This window comes from Serratia sp. CY82433 (genome assembly GCF_052166535.1).
In the GTDB taxonomy this organism is placed as follows: Bacteria; Pseudomonadota; Gammaproteobacteria; order Enterobacterales; family Enterobacteriaceae; genus Serratia; species Serratia sarumanii.
In genome coordinates, this window is sequence record NZ_JBJNOR010000001.1 from 1672837 (window position 1) to 1695418 (window position 22582).

The following is a 22582-nucleotide window of genomic DNA, read 5'->3' on the forward strand; positions in this document are numbered from 1 at the left end:
CGTGACGGGGATTAATGGCCGGCCTGGGCGCGCAGCGCGGCAAGCACCCGCGCCGGCGTAAACGGCACCTCGCGCAGCCGCACGCCGAGCGCGTCAAACAGCGCGTTGCCGATCGCCGCCGCGCTCGGCACCGAGGCGGATTCTCCGGCGCCCATCGGCGCTTCCTCCGGGCGATCGATCAGCTGGATATCGATCTGCGGCAGCTCGTCGAAACGCAGGATCGGATAGCCGCCCCAGTCCAATGACGTCACCCCCGTCTTGTTGAAGGTCACGAACTCTTTCAGCACCCGGCTGGCGGACTGGATGACGTTGCCGTGCACCTGATGGCGCACCCCGGCCGGGTTGATCATGCGGCCGCAGTCATGCGCCACGAAGATTTTATCGAGCGTGATCTGCCCGGAGCGGCGGTTGACGCTGAGATCGCACACCCAGGCCGCCCAGGCGGCGCCGAAGCCGGGGAATTTGCTGTGAAAATAGCGCGCATAGGCGAAGCCGCGGCCGCTAACCACTTCGGCGCCGGCGGCGCGCGAGCGGTGCGCCGGGCCGTCTTGCCAGTTCGCCTGCCGTTTCAGGGCTTCAATCAAGGCCACCGCGCGCGGATCGTTCAGATAGCGCAAACGAAACGCGATCGGATCCTCGCCGGCGCGCCAGGCCAGCTCGTCGATCCAGGACTCATGGGCGAACACGTTGGGCAGCGCCGAAACGCCGCGCATCCACGAAGCCCGCACGATCGGCGCGGCGTCCTGGCAGATCACCCGCATGTGCGGATACTCGTATTGCGGAATGGCGGTGCGATCGCCCATCTGCTGCACGTCGGCCCGGTTGGCCACTTTGCCGGTCAGCACCAGCGGCAAGGTCACGGCATTGTTGGAGGGATAGCTGGTTTTCAATTCGTAGGCCGCCACCCGGTTTTGCGCGTCGAGGCCACCGCGCACCCGAATCAGCTGGCCGGTGCCCTTCGGCTCCCAGCCGGATTCCTGTTCGCGCATCAGCTGCACGCGCACCGGCCGGCCGGTGGCCCGCGCCAGCAGCGCCGCATCCGCCGAGACGTCGTCGGCGCAGTTGCGGCCATAGCAGCCGGAGGCCTCCATGCGGGTGATGTGCACCTGCCCAGGCGGCAGCTCGAGCAGCCTGGCGATGTCTTTGCGCAGATCGTGCGGGTTTTGCGTGCCGGACCACACCTGCGCCCGCCCGTCTTTGACTTCCGCCACCGCGCAGGAAGGGCCGATCGAGGCGTGCTGATGGTAAGGCCAGACATAGTCGGCCTGCACTGCGGTATGCAGCGCCGCCAGCGCGGCGTCCGTGCCCGCGTCGTCGCGCAGCACGCGGTCGGTTTTCGGATTGGCCTCCAGCGCGGCGGGCAGCGCTTCCGGCGACAGATCCGGCAACCCGGCCCAGGGTTTCCATTCGGTTTTCAGTTGGCGCATGGCGGCGATCGCCTGCTCCTCGCGCTCGGCCACGATGCCGATGAAATCGTTGATCACCACCAGTTTCACGATGCCCGGCAGGTGCGCGATCGAGCTTTCATCCACCGACAGCAGGCCGCCGCCCAACGGCGCGCTGCTGTCGGCGCCTACGTATGGCGGGCGCACCACGCGGCCATGCAGCATGCCGGGCAAGCGCAGGTCGTGGACGTAGGTCAGCCCACCGCTGACCTTGGCCGGAATATCGACCCGGGGCACGGCGCGGCCCACGTAGTGGTTCTGCCGTTCGCTGTTCAGCTGCACGTTTTTATCCAGCATCACGTGCAGATTTTGCCCACTCGCCAGCTGCGCATAGCTCAGCGATCGCCCTGGGCTCCTGGTCACAAATACCTGCCCCGCCGCCGCCGTCAGCTGTTCGGCCGGCAGTTCGAAGGCTTTGGCCGCCAGCGCCATCAGCAGGTGCCGCACCTGCGCCGCCGCCTGCCGCAGCGGCACTGAGGTCACCTGAAGGGTGGCGCTGGCGATGGTCGGCCCCTGATCCGGCGTGCGTTGCGTATCGCCAAGGATCATCGTGACGTGATCAAACGGCACGCAAATTTCATCGGCGACGATCTGCGCCAGCGCGGTGCGAATGCCGGTGCCCAGATCGACGTGGCCGTTGAACGCCGTCACCCGGCCGTCGGCGGTGAGGCTGATAAAGCTGTCCACCCGATCCAGCGGCAGATCGGCGGGCGATGCAACCGACTCGGCGGCGAAGGCGCTCAATGGCGCAGGCAGCAGGCTGCTGACCATCACCACACCGCCGGCCTGCAGCAGCTGGCGGCGGGTCAGTTCGAGGCGGCTCATGCTTGCCTCCGCGCGGCCAGCAGATCGCGGGCGCGCTCGGCGGCGTGCAAGATCTCGATATGCGTGCCGCAGCGGCACAGGTTGTAAGCCAATTCTTTCTTGATGGTTTGTTCGTCGGCCTGCGGCTCGCGTTCGAACAGCGCGACCAGCGTCATGATCATGCCGTTGGCGCAGTAACCGCACTGCGCCGCCTGCTCATCAATAAACCCTTGCTGTACCGGATGCGGCGCTTCCGCGGTGCCCAGGCCTTCCAGCGTGGTGACGGATTTGTTTCCTACGGCGGACAGCGGCATTGAGCAGGAGCGTGCGGCGACGCCGTCGATCAGCACCGTGCAGGCGCCACACTCCCCCAGGCCGCAGCCGTATTTGGGGCCGTTCAATTGCAGATCGTTGCGTAAAACGTACAGCAGCGGGGTCTCGGGCGAGATATCGCCGAGTGGAACCACCCGGCCATTAACATTGATTTCCATGGTGAAACTATCCCTTAAACAAACGGATTTAATCCGTAACATCACTGCGACGAATAATTGCGCAGCGTGCTAATAATTATCATCAAAAGACTTGATAATGTTAAGGGAATGTAGTCGCCATGGCTTTAACGAAAAGTGGGTATTTTCTATAAATTTCCTATAGATAAGCTCGGTTTTATGATTGCGCGCCGCGATTATTGGCGTTCGTCAACGCGGCCTCGGCGCCATAACTTTGCCGATCTTTCACTTTAGAAAGCAGAAACCGGCATTTTGCCGCCGGGATCCGCTGACTTATGCTAACCCGGTGTGATGAAACGCGTTTTCATGACATGTCTTCCGGAACGTTTTGCTTTATTTGTTCGTCGTGAACCCTGGGCCGCGCCTGACTGGTGCGGCTTTTCTTTTTGCCCGGCAGTGCCAGCGGCGGTGAATTTTGCTATGTTAAGCCGCAGATACGCTTCCCGTTTTCAGCCGCCGGACCGACTCATGTTTACCCATAAAGCAATCGCCGAGCTCAACGCACTGGAGCTGATGGTTTATAACTACGTCAGCAAACACAAGAATCAAGTGATGTACATGACCATCCGCGAGCTGGCCGAGGCCGCCGGCGTGTCCACCACCACCGTGCTGCGGTTTTGCAAGAAAATGGGCTGTGATGGCTATTCGGAATTTCGCATCCGTTTCAAGCTGTATCTCGAACAGAGCGATGCGCCGCCGGTCGATTCCGGCATCGGCGAAATCCTCAGCTTTTTTAAAAGCGTCAGCAACGATGAGTTTAATCAGCTGATCGATCAGGCGGTGCAGCATATCGCCGCCGCCGAGCGAATTATTTTCGTCGGCATCAGCACCTCAGGCGCATTGGGGAAATATGGCGCGCGTTTTTTTTCCAACGTCGGGAAATTCAGTACCCACATCGACGATCCTTATTATCCGGTCAACAGCGACATGTATAAAAACGCGGTGGCGATCGTGCTGTCGGTTACCGGCGAAACCGAAGAGATCCTGCGGCTGGCCAGCCAGTTCAGCCTGCACCACTGCAAGATCATCAGCATTACCAACAACGAAACCTCTTCACTGGCGCGGCTGGCGGACTTCAACCTCTCCTACCACGTTCCGCAGCATTTGATCGGCGGGCATCACAATATCACCACGCAGATCCCCGTGCTTTACATTATTGAAACCATCGGCAAACGGCTTGGACATATTAATTCGGCCAAATAAAACAGGCTGTTTTTTTATTGTGACAAATCACTTTCCACGGTGATTTGTTATATCGTGACATTTCTTTCGCTCTTGCTACTCTATTCTCAACGCAGCGTTATTACCCTTCATTAAATAAACCGATGAGACATTGACGATGAAACAGTTGCCGAAGGATTTTCTGTGGGGGGGCGCGGTCGCCGCGCACCAGGTTGAAGGCGGTTGGGATCGGGGCGGTAAAGGGCCAAGCATCGCCGACGTGCTGTCCGGCGGCTCGCACGGCGTGGATCGCGTGATGACCGACGGCGTGCTCGACGGCTATCGCTACCCCAACCACGAAGCGGTGGATTTCTACGGCCGCTATAAGCAGGACGTGGCGCTGTTCGCCGAGATGGGCTTCAAATGCTTCCGCACCTCGATCGCCTGGACGCGCATCTTCCCGAACGGCGACGAAGCGGCGCCGAACGAAGCCGGCCTGCAGTTTTACGACGACCTGTTCGACGAACTGCTGAAATACGGCATCCAGCCGGTGATCACCCTGTCCCACTTCGAAATGCCTTACCATCTGGTGAAGGCCTACGGCGGCTGGAAAAATCGCCGGGTGGTGGAGTTCTTCGTGCGCTTCAGCGAGGTGGTGATGCGCCGCTACCGCGAAAAAGTGAAGTACTGGATGACCTTCAACGAGATCAACAACCAGAGCAACTACCGCTATCCGCTGTTCGGCTACTGCTGCTCCGGTGTGGATTACACCCGGGAAGACAACCCGGAACAGGCGCTGTATCAGGTGCTGCACCACCAGTTCGTCGCCAGCGCGCAGGTGGTCAAACTCGGCCATCAGATCAACCCGGAATTCAAGATCGGCTGCATGCTGGCCTGCGTGCCGTTCTACCCGTACTCCTGCAAGCCGGACGACGTGATGTACGCCGTCGAGGCGATGCACCAGCGCTATCTGTATACCGACGTGCAGATGCGCGGCTACTACCCAAGCTACCTGCTACGCGATTGGGAACGCAAAGGGCTGAAGATAGAGATGCAGCCGCAGGACGCGCAGATCCTGCGCGAGGGCTGCACCGACTACATCGGCTTCAGTTATTACATGAGCAACGCCCTGCAGGCTAACGCGGTGGACGGCAGCGACGGCATGTTCGGCTTCCCGGGCAACGTGCCAAACCCGCACGTTAAAGCCTCCGACTGGGGCTGGCAGATCGATCCGATCGGGCTGCGCTATTCGCTGAACGTGCTGTATGAACGCTACCAGAAGCCGCTGTTTATCGTGGAGAACGGCTTCGGTGCCTTCGACAAGGTGGAAGCGGACGGTCAGATCAACGATGACTACCGCATCGACTATCTGCGCGCCCATATCGAAGAGATGAAGAAAGCGGTGATTGAAGACGGCGTAGACCTGATCGGCTACACGCCGTGGGGCTGCATCGACTGCGTGTCGTTCACCACCGGCGAGTACAGCAAACGCTACGGCTTCATCTACGTCGACAAACACGACGACGGCACCGGCACGCTCGAACGTTCGCGCAAGAAGAGCTTCGACTGGTACCGCCGGGTGATCGCCAGCAACGGCGAACAGCTGTAACCGCACGCAGGCAATCAGGGGACCCTGCTCGCCGCACGCCGCCCATGCCTCACGGCATGGGCATTTTCGCTTATAGTGCCGGGAATGGCGCCCCGACATAATTCTCCGCCAGCATCGTCATGGCGCTGCGCGATTTCACCGTGTATTGCAATTCTGACAGTTGCAGCCGATGCTCGAAAGGCGTGTCGTCCCGACGAGTATGCAGCATGTGGGTCATCCACCAGGAAAAATGCTCTGCGCGCCAGACCCGCTGCAAGGCGGTGTCGCTGTACTCGTCCAGCCGTTGCCAGTCGCCTCGCCGGTAAAACGTTTCCAGCGCCTGGGACAACAGGCAGACATCGGCCATCGCCAGATTCAGCCCTTTGGCGCCGGTCGGCGGCACGATATGCGCCGCGTCGCCCGCCAGCAGCAGGCGTCTGTAGCGCATCGGCTCTGTAACGAAGCTGCGCATGCCGACCACGTTTTTCTGGAAGATACGGCCCTTTTTCAGCGCCCAGCCTTCATGGTTTTCCAGACGCTGTTCCAGTTCGTGCCAGATGCGGTCGTCCGACCATTGATCGACCTGTTCCGCCGGATCGCACTGAAAATACATGCGCTGTACACCGGCCGAACGGGTGCTGATCAGCGCAAAGCCGCGCGGATGGCAGGCGTAGATCAGCTCGTCGCTGGACGGCGGCGCTTCGACCAGAATGCCGAACCAGCCGAACGGATAGATGCGGGTGTAATCCTGCCGCAGCCCGCCGGGCATCGCCGCGCGGCTGATGCCGTGGAATCCGTCGCATCCGATGACGAAGTCGCAGCGGAGCCGGCGCGGCTGGTCTGCGTGACGGTAGTGAACCTCGGGCTGCGCGCTGTCCAGCGCCTTCAATTCAACCTGCTCCACCTCGAAAAACAGTTGCCCCTGCGCCGCCACACGCGCGGCGATCAGGTCTTTCAAGACTTCGTGCTGGGCATAAACGGTGACGGCGCGGTCGGTCAATCCCGCCAGATCGATGCGGTGCTGACGGCCACCGAATGCCAGCCGGATGCCCTGATGCCGCGCCCCTTCCCGCCGCATCCGCTCTCCCAATCCGACCTGGTTGAGCAGATCGACCGTCCCTTGTTCGAGCACCCCGGCGCGAATGGTCGATTCCACCGCCGCCCGGCTGCGCGTTTCCAACACCACCGATTCCACGCCATGCAGATGCAGCAGATGAGACAACATCAAGCCGGCCGGGCCGGCACCGATTATCGCAACCTGTGTGCGCATAGTATTATTCCCTCACAGCATTTTTATTGAGCGGCGCCGGCAGCGCCGGGTAGCCGGAAAGGTGCTTGGCGATCAACGCCAGCGCCGCGATCAGCGCCGGGATGGCCAGCAGTGTGAATATGGTGCTGAACGACAGCTGCATCTGCATCAGCGCACCACCGCTCATCGCCCCCAGAATGCCGCCAAAACGCCCAAGACCGAGCATCCATGCCACGCCGGTCGCCCGGCTCTGGGTGGGATAAAATCCGGCCGCCAGGGCCGGCATGGATGACTGCGCGCCGTTCATGCAGGTGCCGGCGATGAACACCGTGATCGCCATCAGCGGCGGGTAGGCATAGACAAAGCCGATGATGCCGACGAACAGGCCGGTGAGCAAATAGCCGACGGCCACCACCTTGTGCGGGTTCATGCGATCCATCAACCAACCGATAATCAATACGCCGAGCCCCCCGCCGAGCGGAAACAGCGCGGTGATCAGCGACGCCTGCGTGACGGAAGCGCCGGTTTCACGGATCAACAGGGGCAGCCAACTGGTCAGCAGATAGAAAATCATCAACCCCATAAAGTAAGTCAGGCACAGCATCAAGGTGCCCAGCAGATAGCGACGGGAAAAAATCATCCCCAGCGGCGAGGCCGCCTTTATTTGCCCCTCTTCCTGCAACATGAAATGCGGCGTCTTTGGGAGTGGCGCAATGCGCTTCAACACTTTGGCGATGCGTTCTGCGGCATAGCCGCGCGCAACCATAAAGCGCGCGGATTCAGGCAAGGCGGCGATCAAGACCAGCGCCAGCAGCAGCGGCATGACGCCACCCAGCACCATCACGCTCTGCCAGCCGAAATGCGGGATCAGCCAGGCGGAAGAAAAGCCGCCCAGCGATGAGCCGAGAGGAAAACCGCAAAACATCAGATTCACCATCAGAGCCCGGCAGCGCTGAGGCGCATATTCCGACATCAGCGTGGCGGCATTGGGCATGGCCGCCCCCAATCCCAGCCCGGTCAGGAAACGCAACAGCGTCAGCGTCGACAGCGAGCCGGCGAAGGCGGTCAGCAAACTGAAGCCGCCGAACAGCAGCAGCGAGATCACCAGCACTTTCTTGCGCCCGATACGATCCGCCAACGGCCCGGCGGCCAACGCGCCCACCGCCAGGCCGACCAAAGCAGCGCTCATCACCGGCCCCAGAGAGGTTTTTTCTATTCCCCATTCCTGCACCAGCGACGTGGCAATGAAACCGATAATGGCGGTATCGAAGCCGTCCAGCGCTACCGCCAAGAAACACAAAACCAGTATCAACCACTGGTAGCGAGAAAATGGCTGGTCATCGATAAACCCTCGGATTTCTACGTTGTTATCGTGTGGCATGGCTTGCTCCTCAGGGGGTGCGGCAACCCTCACCGCACAGAACAGCCGGTTGCGTACCGGCAAGAGGGTTAATTTGTGCGATTATCGGAACATAGTTCGTTAATCGACAATTAAATCAAACCACCCCACGGCGAATGCTTCAATATTGTTAAAACAATAAGCGTGCGATAAACGAACATCAGAGGACGGTAAATAAAATAATTTTATTTACTATTAATGGGATGAGATTGTTTTTTCCGTTACCACAGAATGAGGGTTTGTGATTCAATTAACATTTCAGAAACATTGCCGCTACCCTGTTTGGCGCTGACCATCGGCCTGAAGGCACAGACGCTTTTCGAACGGCGCTCGCCCCCTAAAAAGGGAGCGAGCGCAAGAAACGCCCTTATTGACTCAGAGACGCCTGGCCGGCGGCGAGGTACTTCGCCATTTCCGCCGGCGGCACCATGCCGCCACCGGTCGCCCACACCAGGTGCGTCGCCTGCGCCAGGCTCTCTGTGCTCACGCCTTGCTCGCTGAGCTGCCGCGCCTGGGCCGCAACGCGCCACGGCCCGGCCATGCCGGCCAGCGCGGACGGCTCCAGCTGAAGATGTTCGTGCTTGTCCAACAGCCCGAGCAGCGCAAACATCTCTTCGTCGCTCAGGGTGTAAAATGCGCTCAACAGGCGCTCCATCGCCCGCCCGACAAAGCCGGAGGCGCGTCCCACCGCCAGCCCGTCCGCTGCGGTGCGGTTATCGATGCCAAGATCCTGCACCGCAATGCCGTCGTGCAGCCCGCTGTAAACGCCGAGCAACATGCAGGGCGAATGGGTCGGCTCGGCGAAAACGCAGTGAACATGGTCGCCGAAGGCCAGCTTGAGGCCAAACGCCACGCCGCCCGGCCCACCGCCGACGCCGCACGGCAGATACACGAACAGCGGATGCTGTGCGTCCACCACGATGCCCTGTTGGTCAAACTGCCGCTTCAGGCGGCCGCCGGCCACCGCGTAGCCGAGAAACAGGGTTTGCGAGTTTTCATCATCGATAAAGAAACAGCGCGGATCGCTCGCCGCCTGCTTGCGCCCCTGCTCGACCGCCACGCCGTAATCTTCGGCGTACTCCACCACCGTGACGCCGTTGTCGCGCAGCTTTTGCTTCTTCCACGCCCGCGCGTCCGCCGACATGTGGACGCTGACGTCAAACCCCAGTCGGGCGCTGATGATGCCGATAGAGAGCCCCAGGTTGCCGGTCGAACCGACGGCGATGCGGTACTGGCGGAAGAACTGGCGAAACTCGTCGGAAAACAGCCGGGCGTAGTCGTCGCCGATCTGCAGCAGCCCCGCCTCCAGCGCTAGCGTCTCCGCGTGCGTCAGCACCTCGTAAATGCCGCCGCGTGCCTTAATTGAGCCGGAGATCGGCAGATGGCTGTCCTTTTTCAGCAGCAGCTTCCCACCAAGCCGCAGCCCATAGCGCCGGTCCAACGCCTGCTGCATGGCGGGGATCGCCACCAGCTCGGATTCGATGATCCCCTTTGTCGGCCGGGTTTCCGGGAAGGCCACGGCGAGATAAGGCGCAAAGCGCGCCAGGCGCTGCTCCGCGGCGGCGACGTCGGCGGCGGTCAGGCCGACATGGGGCAAGCCTGCGGCCAGCGTTGTCGCGCGCGGATTGAACCAGGTGATAGGCTCGAGGGCGACCATTCGTTGCAACAGCGGATGCTGCGCAACCCACGGTTGAATCTGTGATTTTTGCATAAGTGTCCCTGACTGATTTGGCGTTGCCGTCACCATGCCGCGAACGCCGGCGGCTGACAAATGATAAATACTGAGCTTGAGATGCAACAGATTGATGCAAGCGCGGCGCTACCCGGCCGCGACGCCAAACCAAATCAGAATACCCGCCACGCCCGGCAAAATCGGCGCACCGCCGGTTTTCGCGGCGGTGCCGCCGGGAATGCCGAAGGAAACCAGCGCCGATGTGTTAAGTGCTGCGCTCTCAATGCATCTTTTATCCGCTAACCCCGCGCCGCCGCTTCCAGGCCGGCGATGTCGATTTTGCCCATCAGCAGCATCGCTTCCGTGACCCGCCGCACGCGGGCGGCGTCAGGATCGTTCATCAGCTCGGTCAGGCGCCGCGGCACGATCTGCCAGCACAACCCCCAGCGATCGCGCAGCCAGCCGCACTGCTCCGCCTCGCCGCCCACGCACAACGCGTCCCACAGCCGGTCGACCTCCGCCTGGTCGTCGCATTCCACCATCACGGAGAAGCTGTGGTTGAACGGATCCAACGGCCCGGCTTCGATCGCCGCATAGCGCTGGTCGCCCAGGGTGAAGGAAGCCAGCTTCACGCTGCCGGCCGGGCCGCTCGGCGTATCCGCCGGCAGATCGGAAAACCAGTTCACGGACGAACCGGGGATCAGCGCGACATAGCAATTCAGCGCCGCCTCCATGTCTTTTTCAAACCACAGATGTTGCGTAATTCTGGCCATCTGCGCCTCCTTCAGGTATCGAGGATCGGCGCGAACCCGCCAAAGATCATGCGCTTGCCGTCAAACGGCATCTCGCCCAGCGCCTTCATGCGCGGATCGTTCATCATTTTCTCGTTGGCGGCGTCGCGCACCGCCTTGGAGGGGTACTCTATCCAGCTGAACACCACCACTTCGCCTTCCTGCGCCTTCACCGCGCCGCGAAAGTCGGTAAGTTTGCCGTCGGGCACATCATCGCCCCAGCACTCCACGACGCGCGTGGCGCCAAACTCTTTAAACAGCGGCGCCGCTGCGGCCGCCAACCGGTGATATGCCTCCTTATTGGCGGCCGGCACCGCCACCACAAACCCATCTACGTATTTCATTCTGATATCCTCTTGTCTGATTAAGGACAGTCGGTTCAGCGCGGGCAAAGTAGTCCGCGCCCCCTACCAGTTTAGACGGCGGGCGTGCGGCACGGATCGGAAGTTCAGCGGTCAGGATCGTTCGGCGGGCAAGATTCCGGCGTGGCGACCCGGTTACGGCCGGCGTTTTTCGCTTTGTATACCGCCAGATCCGCCAGTTTGAGCAGGTCGGCCAGGCTGTGGCCGGAACCGCCCGGGCAGGTTACCATGCCGATGCTGACGGTGATCTGCAGCGGATGGCCGGCCGGCATGGTGATCGATTCCGCCTCAATGCGTTGCCGCAGCCGTTCGGCCAGCTGCACCCCCTGCTGCGGCTGGCCGAGCGTCGAGACGATGGCGAACTCTTCCCCGCCCATGCGGCCGAACAGATCATCGACGCTCAGATCGGCGGCAATCGCACGGGTAAACGCCATCAGCGCCTGATCGCCACCGGCGTGGCCGAAACGATCATTGATCGATTTGAAGTAATCGATGTCGAGCATCATGACGCACACCAGCTCGCCTTTCTGGTCTATCACTCGCTCGCCGCGCTGCATAAACGCATTGCGCGTCAGCACGTGGGTCAACGCATCGTGACTCGCCACGTGCTCCAGCGTGCGCAACAGCGCGTTGCGCGCATAGTTCATGCTGGCGACGGCAATCGGCCCCAGCGCCAGCAGCGCGATGCCCAAACGCATCGATACCGTGTTCTGCAGCACCTTCATGTCAAGCGTGGTGCTCAGCAACCCGAAATCGATCGCCAGATGGCACCACAGCACATAAACCAGCACCGCGATCATGGTGCTGAACAGCGAAAAGGACATCGCCAGCCACAGCAGCACCGGCATGGGAAAGATCACCGCGCCGGGGCCGCCGATCAGCACGCTGCAGACCGCCGCCAGCGCCAGCAGCGCCAACACCGCCATTTTTCGCCCCGCCTGCGGCCATTGGCTGCGCTGCGTCAACATGGCGCAGGCCACGCGCAGGCGATAGCGCCAATCAGCGGGAAACGCCAGAATGAAAGGCATCAGCGTGACGTAGTTGGTGAATTCGGACGAGAACCACAGCGCCAGCGAGGTTAAATAGGGCCTGCCGAACAGCCACTGCGAGACTCCCGCGCCCACCACACCGGTCGCGGCGGCGGCGGCCAGGCAAATACCGAACAGGTACATGCTGGAGGCGCCGCGCTGCAGCATGCGCGCCGGCGGCGACAGCCGCATGAACAGCAGATACCCCACCACCACGCCGGTCAGATTGGCGGCGTTCAGCAGCAACGCCTTTTGCAGCGAGCTGCCGGTCAGCAAATCCGCCGCCAGATACCCCAGCACCGCCATGCCCCAGCCGGCGCGCGTAGCCCACTGCGGGCAGCGCACCAGAACCGCCAGTAGAACGGCGTTGACCGGCCAGAATACCGCCAAAAATCCGACGGGACGGCTGACGATGCCTAGCAGGCAAGCCGCGAACACCAACAAAAAGACGGTGAGTGCGGGCCAGATTTTCCGGGTATCGGACAACGAGGTGGTTTGCATCTTGGATCCAGAGACTTCTGCTGTGTAAGGTGACAATCTGTTCGTGTCACAACCGTCGACGATGAGGAGAAGATAAGCGGCCGACCCGCCTATTATTGCCAGTTTTAGCGGCCCGAGCACCTGTTTATTCATCAAGGGAAAATATATTTGTGTATCAATGTATTGACGGCAGTTGCTCGTCTGGCGCAGAAACTGCTGAAGCAGCCACGCCCAAGCCGGCCTGACACCGGCAAAAACCGCCGTCTTGTTCCTAAAAAGTAAAATAAGATTGGGTGATGTGCGGAGATTTTTTCCCCCCACGTCAAAGCGCCTTGCGGTACATCACAAAACCGGGGCGCTCCGCCATCTGGTCATACAGCAGCATGGCGGTCTGGTTGGTTTCGTGGGCATTCCAGTAAACGCGCGGCAACGATGGTGGTTCGGGTGAAAAAGACTAAACTTCTGAACCTGCTCTATATTGTCCCCATTTCAGTACCGAATTAACGCCGATGGAGAGGAACGGCTCCGGCGGGGTTTTATTCGGGCCCGGTGACGCCACAAGGAAGTCGATCAACTCATTGCGCTCACCGGCAATCATATCCGCCAGCAGTTTGCCGGTAGCCGTGCCGCGCGTGATGCCCAACCCGTTGCAGCACAGCGCGCCGTACACGTTGGGTGCCAGCTGGCCGAAGAAACCCTCATGATTCTCCGACAGACAAATAGCCCCACTCCAGGAATAGGCGAAATCAACCTGGTCAAGCGTCGGAAAACGGCGCTCAAAGGATTTACGGTGGTTAGCGATAAAGTTCTTCAGATGGTGCTCGCGCGGACGACCATCAGGGTGGAAGCTGAAGCTGTTGCGTACCAGTATGCGGTTATCTACCGTCCGGCGTACGGTGCTGCCAAACGGATGCGCGGGGATAACGCCCCAGACCGGTTTGCCGCCCAGCCGGGTCTGCTCATCGGCGGTCAGCGGACGGGTCAGGCTACCGTACAGGAAGGTCGGCAGCAGGCGTCCGCGCAGGAAGCCAAAGTGCGACGCAAATGCGTTGTTCGCCAGAATCAACTTATCTGCCGTGATGCTGCCTTTGTCATGCACCAGCGTCACTTTGTCGCCATAATTAATAGCCGTGATCGGCGTATACTCGTAAAGCGTCACGTTCGATGGCAGATTGTTCGCCAGCCCTTTCACCAGCGCCGACGGTTGCAGCAGGATGGTGCCGGGAATATAAAGCGCCTGTTTGTAGTAACGGGTGCCGATGTGGTCAGGTAGATCCTCGCCCGTTATCATCTGCGTTTCGCGGCCAATCTTCTCTAGCCCGCGGCGGTAGGCCTCAAGAATCGCCACGCCCTGCTCGCCCACGGCAGCTTGATATTTCCCGGATTCTGACATCTGACACTCAATTCCGTGCTCCTGCACAATAGCACGCAGATAGTTCTGCCCCAGCGTATTGAGCTGCAGGATAAGCCTGGCGGTTTTGACATCGCCGATGTAGTCCTTGGCGCCGATATCGTGCGGCACATCAATGGCAAAACCCGCATTGCGCCCGGCGGGGCCATAGCCCACTTCCTGCGCTTCAATCAGTACAATTTCATCGTCAGGAAAGTGGATCGCCATCTGGCGGGCGGCTGCCAGCCCGGTTAACCCGGCCCCCACAATGGCCCAGCGAGCGTGTTTTTGCCCCACGTGAGCAGGCCGTGGGGGGCGAGATGGGCTGGTGTGATACCACCCTGGCAGGGCGTCATCAGCAGGGAGAGAAGTGATCTTTTGCACGCTGTTTACTCCGGTTCGCTGTTATTTTTCTTTTGCGCTTAGCAGGTCAGTAAGCGCGGTATGAACTCATGTTATCCATGTCGAAAAAATGAATACGTGATGAATATCTCATGTATACAACAAGTATAAAAATAGTTAAATCCAGGTTAATTTAGACGTAGAAAAACCCCGAGCGAGTAACGCTCAGGGCGTGTTACGATTTGAAAGTAGCCCCCAAGCGAATGCCTGGGAGCACGCCATCAGGTGGGGTTATTCAGGTGACTGGATGCGCTCATCGGCCTTGAGTCCCTGCGGCGCAATAAAGATCTCCATGTTTTCCCGGGAGAGTTCCCAGTGTTCGAACACCAGATCTACTACCGCCTGCTCATCGTGCGCTTCCAGTGCGACGATAAACGCATCGTGATGATCGGCAGCCAGTTGTAAACGCCGCTCCATGTCATCATTACGTGGACGGAAAAAGGTGTGACCGATACGACAATGATCGATCAGCAAGCGTCCGAGGCTCGGTTGCAAATAGGGGTTAGCCGCCATTTCCCCCATGATCTCGTGAAAGCGGTTGTTCTCCAGAGCCAACGCTTCGACATCATGGCTCTGAACCGCTTTGCGAAAGCGCTTTTGAGTTTCTTTTAGCGCCTTCAACTGCGCGGGTTTGTAGTGCTGAGCTGCAAGGCGCCCGGTGGCCGCATAGATCATCGGTGCCACCAGGAAAAAGTTGCGCAGCGTGGCATGGCTCATGGGAATCACGCGTACGCCACGCTTTTCAACGATCTCGAGATACCCTTCACCTGCCAGGCGCTGAAACACTTCGCGCACCGGTGTCCGTGACAGGCCGTACTGAGCGGTCAGACTGGCTTCATCCAGCAGCTCATCCGGGTCGAGTTCCATCGTTAAGATAAGCCGCTTGAGATCCTCGTACAGCGCTGTCTTACCCGTTCTCATTACCGCCTCCTGAAAATCGACCCGTGATGCTTAACTATGATGCTGCTTAACCTACAGATAAAGGTAAGCTACGGCAAAATTTATCCGCAACGGCGATCACGTTCTGTGCATTTTACTGGCTGTCCGGTAAATCAGCATCAGAACCGGTTCCGGGTCCCGATCGGGCGAATGACGCAGGATCTCCCCACGCAGCCAGACAATTTCACTGTCGGCGCGCTGATGGAAAGATCCCATCTCCCGAGCATTCTTTAGCCATTTAATAATAAAGGCATTTTTTTGCCGGTTGGAGGTAATGCGTCCCAGCTTCTTCGACAGCCCCACCGCCACCAGAAGACAGAAATAGAAATGGATTCTGTCTTCCAGGCCGCGAAGCACGGCTTCAGGCGTCGTCTTCAGCAACATCAACCCAGATGGTCTTCAGCTCGGTGTACTGGTCAAGCGCAAACACTGATTTATCGCGACCGCCAAAACCGGACTGCCTGTAGCCGCCAAACGGCGTGGTTGCGTCCCCCTCTCCGAAGCAGTTCACGGTCACTGTTCCGGCGCGAATAGCGCGAGAAACGCGGATGGCGCGATTAAGCTTGCCGGTATAAACCGACGCCGCCAGGCCGTATGGGGTGTCGTTGGCCAGCGCGATGGCCTCGCCTTCGGTTTTAAACGTGGTGACGCACAGCACCGGGCCGAAGATCTCCTCCCGGAACAGCGCGCTTTCCGGCGTCACGCCATCGATGATGGTCGGCTGCACGTAAGCCCCCTGCTTCGTGTTACCTCCGTGCAGAATAGGTAACCCTTCCTGGCGCGCGATATCAAGATAGCGGCTCACCTTACTAAAGTGCTCAGGAGAGATCATCGCACCCAGCCGATTGCGCGGATCGAACGGGTTACCCATCGTCCAGTTACCGATTTGCTTCGCCATCTCCGCCAACAGCGCTTCCTTCACATCTTCCTGCACCAGCAGGCGCGAGGTCGCGGAGCAGTTCTCGCCCATGTTCCAGAACGCACCGTTAAGCACATGTTCGGCAACCGCAGCGATATCGTCGGCATCGTTAAACACCAGCGCCGGGTTTTTGCCGCCGCACTCCAGCACGACCTTTTTGAGATTGGATTCCGCCGCATAGTGCAGGAAGCGACGTCCGGTGGCGGTGGAGCCGGTAAAGCTCACCATATCAATATCCGGATGCAAACCAATCGGCTCGCCGACTTCTTTTCCGGTACCGGTCACAATATTCAATACCCCCGCAGGAACGCCCGCTTCAAACGCCAGTTCAGCCACGCGCAGCGACGTCAGAGACGTTTGTTCAGCCGGTTTCACCACCACCGAACACCCTGCCGCCAATGCCGGGCCAATTTTCCAGGCGAGCATCAGCAGCGGGAAATTCCACGGCAGAACGCAGCCCACCACGCCAATCGGTTCACGCACTATCAGCGCCATCGCATTATTGCCTACCGGCGCCGTGTGGTCGTAAAGCTTGTCGATGGCTTCCGCATGCCACTTCAGCACATGGATAGTCTCCGGTACGTCCACCGCCAGACACTCGCTGACCGGCTTACCGCTGTCGAGGCTTTCCAGCACAGCCAGCGATGCGAGCTGCTGTTCCATCAGCGCCGCCAGTTTTAGCAGCACCGCCTTGCGTTCGCCCGGAGCCAATTTGCTCCAGCTTCCGGCCTCAAAGGCAGTGCGAGCCGTGCTCACCGCCGCGTTAACGTCGGATTCATCGCAGGCAGCAAGATTTACGATGGCTTCACCGGTCGCCGGGTTGTACGTCGTCAAGGTTTTACCGGAACGCGCCGGGGCGAAACGGCCATTGATAAACGCCTTGTCCGGAAGCGTAAGTTCATGCGCCAAGCGCGTTACATCGTTGAGTGTCTGAAGCTGTTTCATTTCGCCCCCTTACGCCGCCGTGGCCGCAGCCACGTTGCGTTTCACCCCGGCAATCACCGCTTTCAGCTGTGCTTTCTCTTCTTCGTCCAGACTTTGCAGCGGCGCACGCACCTGGCCCGAGGTCAGACCGTTCAACTCGCAGCCATAGCGGATGGACTGCACAAACTTTCCGCCGTCGAGGAAGTTCATCAGCGGCATCATGGCGGCCATAATTTTGCGGCCTTTCGCGAAGTCCTTTTCCACTACGCAAGCCTCATACAGCGCCACATGTTCACGCGGAATAAAGTTAGAACCGGCGCACACCCAGCTGCGTGCTCCCCAAGCAAAGAACTCCAGCGCCTGATCGTCCCAGCCGCAGGAGAGCGCAATGTTCGGAAATTTACAGGCCAGCAGATGCAGATTATTGAAATCGCCCGAGCTTTCTTTAATGGCGACCACGTTGGACGAGCGGCTTACCTCGCGGAAGTAGGTTTCACCCATGGTGATCCCCATACGGCCTGGGTAGTTGTAGAGCATGATCGGCAACTGCGCGGCTTTATCCACTGTTAGCGCGTGATGGGCATTTTCCTGCTCTGTAGGCAGCGCGTACGGCGGCGAGGTCACCAGAATAGCGTCGGCTTTAATCTCGCGGGCATGCTTCGCGTAGTCCACCGCATCTTCGGTACGGATTGCCCCGGTTCCAACAATCAGCGGCAGACGGTTGCCAATGACTTGACGCGCATGCTCGGCCAGCGCCTTACGCTCTTCGGCGCTCTGGGCATAGTACTCGCCGGTTGAACCGCCAATGATGATGCCGTGAACTCGAGCTTCAATCAGGGATTCCAGCACATCCGCAAAGCGGGCGAAATCAATACTGCCATCGGCCGCGTAAGGGGTAATTGCCGGGGTGTAGATACCTTCAAATGTCAACACGATAACCTCCAGGGGGGGATTCACGACCGCGATGGTCTGTTCAGCAGCTCGAGGCTGCGTTTGTTAAGAATTTGCACACAGATGTGAAAGGGGTCAATGAATGAATATTTTTTGTATACATTGAAAATACAACGTAAATACCAATGAGTAGTAAAATCCTACACCGATGTTATTTTTAATCATTAATAATCAATAAATTAAAAGTTAAATTTTGATGTAGTAATTTTATACATGATTTCAGATAACGATCACATTCCGGAATTTTGGCCTCCTGAGACATATTTACAGCACCAATACGGAGGCATAGCTTTAAGGCATGATTTAACCAGAATTTAACATCAAGCCGGTTCGGTTGTGATGGAAATGTAAATAGAGGTACAGGGTATGCCCCAGAAAAAAGCGACGCTCATCGGACTGATAGCCATCCTGCTGTGGAGCGCAATCGTTGGGTTGATTAAAAGCGTGAGCGAAGGTTTTGGCCCGGTGGGCGGTGCGGCGCTGATCTATACCTGTAGCGCAGTCCTGCTGTTATTCACCGTTGGCTTCCCGAAATTGCGGCTGTTTCCACCGAGCTATCTGATCCTCGGCAGCATCCTGTTTGTCTGTTATGAACTCTGTCTGTCGCTGTCGCTGGGCTTCACCCATTCCGGCCGTCAGGCCATTGAGGTCGGGATGGTGAACTATCTCTGGCCGAGTATGACCATATTACTGTCGGTTATCGTGAACCGACAAAAGACCAACCCGCTGATTATTCCGGGCGTCATTTTAGCCGTCGCCGGAATTTGCCGGGTATTAGGAGGCGAACAGGGTTTCTCTTTCACTGAGATGACCCATAACGTAATGGAAAATCCGTTCAGTTATGGCCTGGCATTTAGTGGCGCCATTATTTGGGCAATATATTGCGTGGTCACCAAAATCATCGCCAATGGCAATAACGGCATTACCCTGTTCTTTATTTTGACCGCACTGACGTTATGGGGGAAATACCTCACTTCCCCGCAACCAGAATTTATTCTCTCCTGGCATACATGGATAAGTTTATTGCTGGCCGCCATCGCCATGGGGTTTGGTTATGCCGCCTGGAACGTCGGCATTCTACACGGCAATGTGACAGTGCTGGCGGCCGCTTCGTACTTTATCCCGATTATCTCGGCGGTACTGGCTGCGGTTATGTTGAAGTCACACCTGAACATCGCGTTCTGGCAAGGCACTGCCATGGTGAGCCTGGGCTCGCTGCTCTGCTGGTGGTCTACCCGCAGTTCTGCGCCGAAAGCCTTACCTGTAATAAAAGAAAGTAAGTAAGGCCCTAATAATAAAAAACATCTTACCCGACCATCCTGCACCGGAGGAGTATTTATAATGAACGACCAAAATTAACAGAAAAAATATTCATTACGTTCGATTTAACAATATTACCTGACCTACATTTAAACCGCGATCGTCGGATTAGCGGCAATGGCTTCGTGTACCCGTTGCAGGCCGTTAATCCGACGACATCGGGGAAAGACAGGAGTTACCATGTCAAATACCATTTCTGTAGAAGACGTTCCCCTTAACCGCTTTCACCGGTTGCTGACCGTGCGTTCGGGAGGTGGATCCTTTGTCGATGGCTACGTGCTCAGTATTATCGGCATCGCCATGATGAAAGTCTCACCTGCACTAGGTCTGAGCGCATTCTGGGAAGGATTGATTGCCGCCTCGGCGCTGATCGGTATCTTCTTCGGTGGTTTTATCGGCGGTGCGCTGACTGACCGTCTTGGCCGCCGCGTACTCTATTTCGTTGGGCCGACGCTGTTTGTCGTCTGCTCTCTGGCGCAATACTGGGTGCAAAGCGGTGAACTGCTGTTTGCGCTGCGCTTTATGAATGGCGTTGCCGTCGGGATTGAATACCCGGTCGCGACCGCTTTCCTGGTGGAGTTTCTGCCGAAGAAAAACCGCGGCCCCTGCCTCGCGACGCTGACCATCCTCTGGTTCGCAGGCGCAGCCGTGGCGTACCTGGCCGGCGAAGCCATTCTTAATTTTGGTGGGCCTGACGCTTGGCGCCTGACGCTGGCGAGTACGGCCGTCATTGGCGCTCTGCTGTTCATCGTGCGTCTGGGCACCCCGGAATCCCCGCGCTGGCTGTTAAGTAAAGGCCGTCATGCCGAGGCAGAAGCGATCATCCGCCGCGTTTACGGCCCTGAGTTTGGTCTGGATAACTTACCGGTACAGGCTGAAAGCAAAAACCTTTCTTTTGCCAACCTGCTCCATTCCGGTTACGGCAAGCGCATGGCGTTTGTGGCGATTTTCTGGACCTGCTCCGTCATTCCGGTATTTGCCGTCTATGCCTTTGCCCCTAAGGTGCTGGATGCGCTGCACCTCAGGGGAAACTGGGCATCCTATGGATCCGTTGCCATTACCCTGCTGTTCGTGGTGGGCTGCGTCATCGCGACTCGCCTGATTAATGTCCTGGGACGCCGTAAGCTGCTGCTGCACAGTTTCCTGTGGTCAGGCCTTGCGCTGTTGCTGCTAGGCTTTCTGCGTGATGGTCCGTCTGCGGTGATCCTGCTGATGTTCGGTCTGTACGCGCTGTTCATCGGAGGGGCGCAGGTGCTGCAGTTGGTCTATCCCAATGAGATCTTCCCGACTGAAATTCGCGCCGGTGCCGTAGGCGTAGGGACGTCGCTGTCGCGCATCGGTGCGGCGGTGGGCACCTGGCTGGTGCCGCTTTCGTTGCAGAATATTGGGATTGGTCCGACGATGTATATCGCTGCAGCGATCACCTTCTTTGGTCTGATAGTGTCGTGGTTTATGGCACCGGAAACCAATGCACGCAGTCTGGAAGACGCCTCCTCATTAGAGGAGGAACTTCCGCGTAACAAGGTTTCAATGCAGGGGGTCATGCCGAAACGACACTCTCTTTGATTCACCGGGGCTGCATAACTGCAGCCCTATTTACTCCTTCACCAACTTTTCCACTTCCCTGCGTCGCTTGCGGAACGAACTCGGTGTCTCACCGTATTGCTTACGAAACCACGAAATGAGATGCGACGCGTCCGAAAATCCGGTCGCGGTGGCAATTTCGTTAATACTGTTACTTGAATCGGCCATCAGCTTTCGCGCCTGCTCCAACCGCATACTGCGCCAGTAAACGGCTGCTGAGTGGCCAGTGCATTTGGTGAATATCAGATTGAGCTGACGAAAGGTCACACCCGCAAAATCCGCCACGTCGGCAAGCGGGATCGGTGAATCAAGGTGCTGTTTCATAAATTCAATGACCTTACTGACCCGTTCGTTCTCATACACATCCGGCGCATTAAGCGGGGCTTTCTGCTTCGTCTTTCCGGCAGGTTGTGGCGCGTCCATCAGTAGGTATTTCAGTACCTTCTGCGAGCGTACCAGGCCGCAATGCTGACGGATCAGATCGGCCGCCAGGTCAATTGCCATGCCGCCCGGACAGGAGATAATCCCGCCGTCTTTAATATAGGTTTTGTCGATTACCGGAATGGCTTTTGGAAAACGAAGCCGAAACTCGTCGCGGGTAGTGAAGTGGATCGCGCAGTGATGATCATCCAGCAGCCCGGCGTTACCGGCAACGAACGCTCCGCTGCACAGCGTAATGATCGGAATATTGCGGGCGTGCAGATCCCGCAGCGCCTGTAACAACCATTCTGGCGGGTTGCGAGTCTCTTCGAGCAATCCGCCAGCGACCACGAAATAGTCCCAGTCTCTGGAAAAATCGAGCTTCGCAGTCGGTGATACCGGCAAACCGCAGCTGGCAGTGACCGGCCGATCGTCGCAGGTCATCCACTCCCACTGGCAAAAAATCTGCCGGCTGGAGAAGGATTCATCCGCCGCAAAGCGCAGAGATTCCACCAGGCCGGCAACCGAAGCCAGCGTAAATTGCTTCATCAGCAAAAAACCCATCGTCAGGTCGGGTTTCGGCTCGATGTTTTTTTCATAGGCGTTCTTCATCAGACTCCTGCAATCCTCCAGCTTGTTCAGAAGACATTACGGATCGGCGATGTCCCGAGTATTTAGACCAACGGCGATCGGCTTCTCGGCGCTATTGCCCAACTTTTTACTGGTCGCATAACGTTTTCCACCAGTATGGCGTACTACCCTGCGCGGCGCTTAGGTGCATTAATGGACAATCACGGAGCGATAGCAGAGAGACAGCCAGGAGCCGAATGTGCAGATTTACACACATATTGCGAACGGTACAACCGTTGTATAGCAAAGTGATCCGTCTTGTGTGTGACTCCACCCGCGGACTTATGGTCTGCTGTATCGCGTAAGTCATCAGGAGATATCAGGACACTACCGATACCGCTGTATAGATCGCATCGGCGAGCGGTGCCGTTCGCTTTCCCGACATATACTTAAGGGAGGAATCGCAATGGAGGACGGTGAGATGAAGAAGATTACTCTCGTGTTTTTGATGCTGATGCTGAGCGGGTGCATCGGCGGCGGTGGCGGCCCGTCGAATGCGCCTCCGGCCTCGCCGAATGAGCCTTATACCTGCACCAAATCCAGCGCCAACAGCGACTGTTCGCAATCGGTGGAGCCGTCGATGTACTAGCCGCATTCGGCGGGCCGTCGCTTAAC

General features: G+C 58.4%; 20 protein-coding genes. 6 read left to right on the forward strand and 14 right to left on the reverse strand.

Annotated elements, in window-relative coordinates; all coding sequences use genetic code 11:
* Positions 1-11 precede the first annotated feature (11 nt).
* Together ACJ8PI_RS08190 and ACJ8PI_RS08195 are read right to left on the reverse strand one after the other, a co-directional pair.
* A complete protein-coding gene (locus tag ACJ8PI_RS08190) occupies positions 12-2270 on the reverse strand; it encodes a xanthine dehydrogenase family protein molybdopterin-binding subunit (protein ID WP_164039241.1) in 2259 nt (752 codons plus the stop codon).
* On the reverse strand, positions 2267-2740 hold the full coding sequence (locus tag ACJ8PI_RS08195) for a (2Fe-2S)-binding protein (protein ID WP_033634592.1): 474 nt from the start codon (positions 2738-2740) through the stop codon (positions 2267-2269). The genes ACJ8PI_RS08190 and ACJ8PI_RS08195 overlap by 4 nt, the downstream gene beginning before the upstream one ends.
* 486 nt (positions 2741-3226) lie before the next feature.
* Here ACJ8PI_RS08195 and ACJ8PI_RS08200 point away from each other — a divergent pair, with 486 nt between their 5' ends.
* Together ACJ8PI_RS08200 and ACJ8PI_RS08205 are read left to right on the forward strand one after the other, a co-directional pair.
* Positions 3227-3961, forward strand: coding sequence for a MurR/RpiR family transcriptional regulator (locus ACJ8PI_RS08200; protein ID WP_033648369.1), 735 nt, complete (start codon positions 3227-3229; stop codon positions 3959-3961).
* 130 nt (positions 3962-4091) lie between these two features.
* Positions 4092-5528 carry a 6-phospho-beta-glucosidase gene (locus ACJ8PI_RS08205; RefSeq protein ID WP_164134208.1) on the forward strand — a complete coding sequence of 479 codons (1437 nt, stop codon included), beginning with the start codon at positions 4092-4094 and terminating at the stop codon, positions 5526-5528.
* A 70-nt stretch (positions 5529-5598) separates the two neighbouring features.
* Here ACJ8PI_RS08205 and ACJ8PI_RS08210 read toward each other — a convergent pair whose 3' ends face one another.
* The 3 genes from ACJ8PI_RS08210 to ACJ8PI_RS08220 form a co-directional block, all read right to left on the reverse strand.
* Entirely contained in the window at positions 5599-6777 is a 1179-nt protein-coding gene (locus ACJ8PI_RS08210) for a 4-hydroxybenzoate 3-monooxygenase (RefSeq protein ID WP_033653116.1), read from the reverse strand.
* A gap of 4 nt (positions 6778-6781) precedes the next feature.
* Positions 6782-8137 carry an MFS transporter gene (locus ACJ8PI_RS08215; RefSeq protein ID WP_164134207.1) on the reverse strand — a complete coding sequence of 452 codons (1356 nt, stop codon included), beginning with the start codon at positions 8135-8137 and terminating at the stop codon, positions 6782-6784.
* Positions 8138-8522: 385 nt separating this feature from the next.
* Positions 8523-9866 (reverse strand): D-serine ammonia-lyase, encoded by a 1344-nt coding sequence (locus ACJ8PI_RS08220; protein WP_128884759.1) that lies wholly within the window; start codon positions 9864-9866, stop codon positions 8523-8525.
* Positions 9867-9947: 81 nt separating this feature from the next.
* Here ACJ8PI_RS08220 and ACJ8PI_RS08225 point away from each other — a divergent pair, with 81 nt between their 5' ends.
* The gene (locus ACJ8PI_RS08225; protein WP_164134206.1) at positions 9948-10130 is read left to right on the forward strand and encodes a hypothetical protein; all 183 of its coding nucleotides are present in this window, start codon (positions 9948-9950) and stop codon (positions 10128-10130) included.
* Here ACJ8PI_RS08225 and ACJ8PI_RS08230 read toward each other — a convergent pair.
* The 8 genes from ACJ8PI_RS08230 to ACJ8PI_RS08265 form a co-directional block, all read right to left on the reverse strand.
* Positions 10127-10600, reverse strand: coding sequence for a VOC family protein (locus ACJ8PI_RS08230; protein ID WP_033634598.1), 474 nt, complete (start codon positions 10598-10600; stop codon positions 10127-10129). The genes ACJ8PI_RS08225 and ACJ8PI_RS08230 overlap by 4 nt on opposite strands.
* Positions 10601-10611: 11 nt before the next feature.
* On the reverse strand, positions 10612-10962 hold the full coding sequence (locus ACJ8PI_RS08235) for a DUF1428 domain-containing protein (protein WP_033634599.1): 351 nt from the start codon (positions 10960-10962) through the stop codon (positions 10612-10614).
* A gap of 104 nt (positions 10963-11066) precedes the next feature.
* On the reverse strand, positions 11067-12509 hold the full coding sequence (locus ACJ8PI_RS08240) for a GGDEF domain-containing protein (protein WP_039566034.1): 1443 nt from the start codon (positions 12507-12509) through the stop codon (positions 11067-11069).
* A gap of 433 nt (positions 12510-12942) precedes the next feature.
* Complete coding sequence (locus ACJ8PI_RS08245; protein WP_089187239.1) at positions 12943-14262, reverse strand: NAD(P)/FAD-dependent oxidoreductase; 1320 nt, start codon at positions 14260-14262, stop codon at positions 12943-12945.
* Between the two features lie 249 nt (positions 14263-14511).
* Positions 14512-15201, reverse strand: coding sequence for a GntR family transcriptional regulator (locus ACJ8PI_RS08250; protein WP_033648377.1), 690 nt, complete (start codon positions 15199-15201; stop codon positions 14512-14514).
* Positions 15202-15297: 96 nt separating this feature from the next.
* Positions 15298-15603, reverse strand: a complete 306-nt coding sequence (locus ACJ8PI_RS08255) for a hypothetical protein (RefSeq protein WP_049233240.1) — start codon at positions 15601-15603, stop codon at positions 15298-15300.
* Positions 15581-17083, reverse strand: a complete 1503-nt coding sequence (locus tag ACJ8PI_RS08260) for an aldehyde dehydrogenase (RefSeq protein ID WP_049233238.1) — start codon at positions 17081-17083, stop codon at positions 15581-15583. The genes ACJ8PI_RS08255 and ACJ8PI_RS08260 overlap by 23 nt, the downstream gene beginning before the upstream one ends.
* A gap of 9 nt (positions 17084-17092) precedes the next feature.
* On the reverse strand, positions 17093-17995 hold the full coding sequence (locus ACJ8PI_RS08265; RefSeq protein ID WP_103826722.1) for a dihydrodipicolinate synthase family protein: 903 nt from the start codon (positions 17993-17995) through the stop codon (positions 17093-17095).
* Between the two features lie 384 nt (positions 17996-18379).
* Here ACJ8PI_RS08265 and yddG point away from each other — a divergent pair, with 384 nt between their 5' ends.
* A complete protein-coding gene (yddG, locus tag ACJ8PI_RS08270; RefSeq protein ID WP_074025903.1) occupies positions 18380-19297 on the forward strand; it encodes an aromatic amino acid DMT transporter YddG in 918 nt (305 codons plus the stop codon).
* A gap of 216 nt (positions 19298-19513) precedes the next feature.
* Positions 19514-20899: an MFS transporter gene (locus ACJ8PI_RS08275; RefSeq protein ID WP_033648382.1), complete on the forward strand. Its 1386-nt coding sequence runs from the start codon at positions 19514-19516 to the stop codon at positions 20897-20899.
* Positions 20900-20929: 30 nt separating this feature from the next.
* Here the strand turns inward: ACJ8PI_RS08275 and ACJ8PI_RS08280 are convergent, their stop codons facing one another.
* A complete protein-coding gene (locus ACJ8PI_RS08280; protein WP_164134205.1) occupies positions 20930-21949 on the reverse strand; it encodes a GlxA family transcriptional regulator in 1020 nt (339 codons plus the stop codon).
* Positions 21950-22388: 439 nt separating this feature from the next.
* On the opposite strand from ACJ8PI_RS08280, the gene ACJ8PI_RS08285 reads away from it, so the two are divergent.
* On the forward strand, positions 22389-22556 hold the full coding sequence (locus tag ACJ8PI_RS08285) for a hypothetical protein (RefSeq protein ID WP_223181989.1): 168 nt from the start codon (positions 22389-22391) through the stop codon (positions 22554-22556).
* Positions 22557-22582 lie beyond the last annotated feature (26 nt).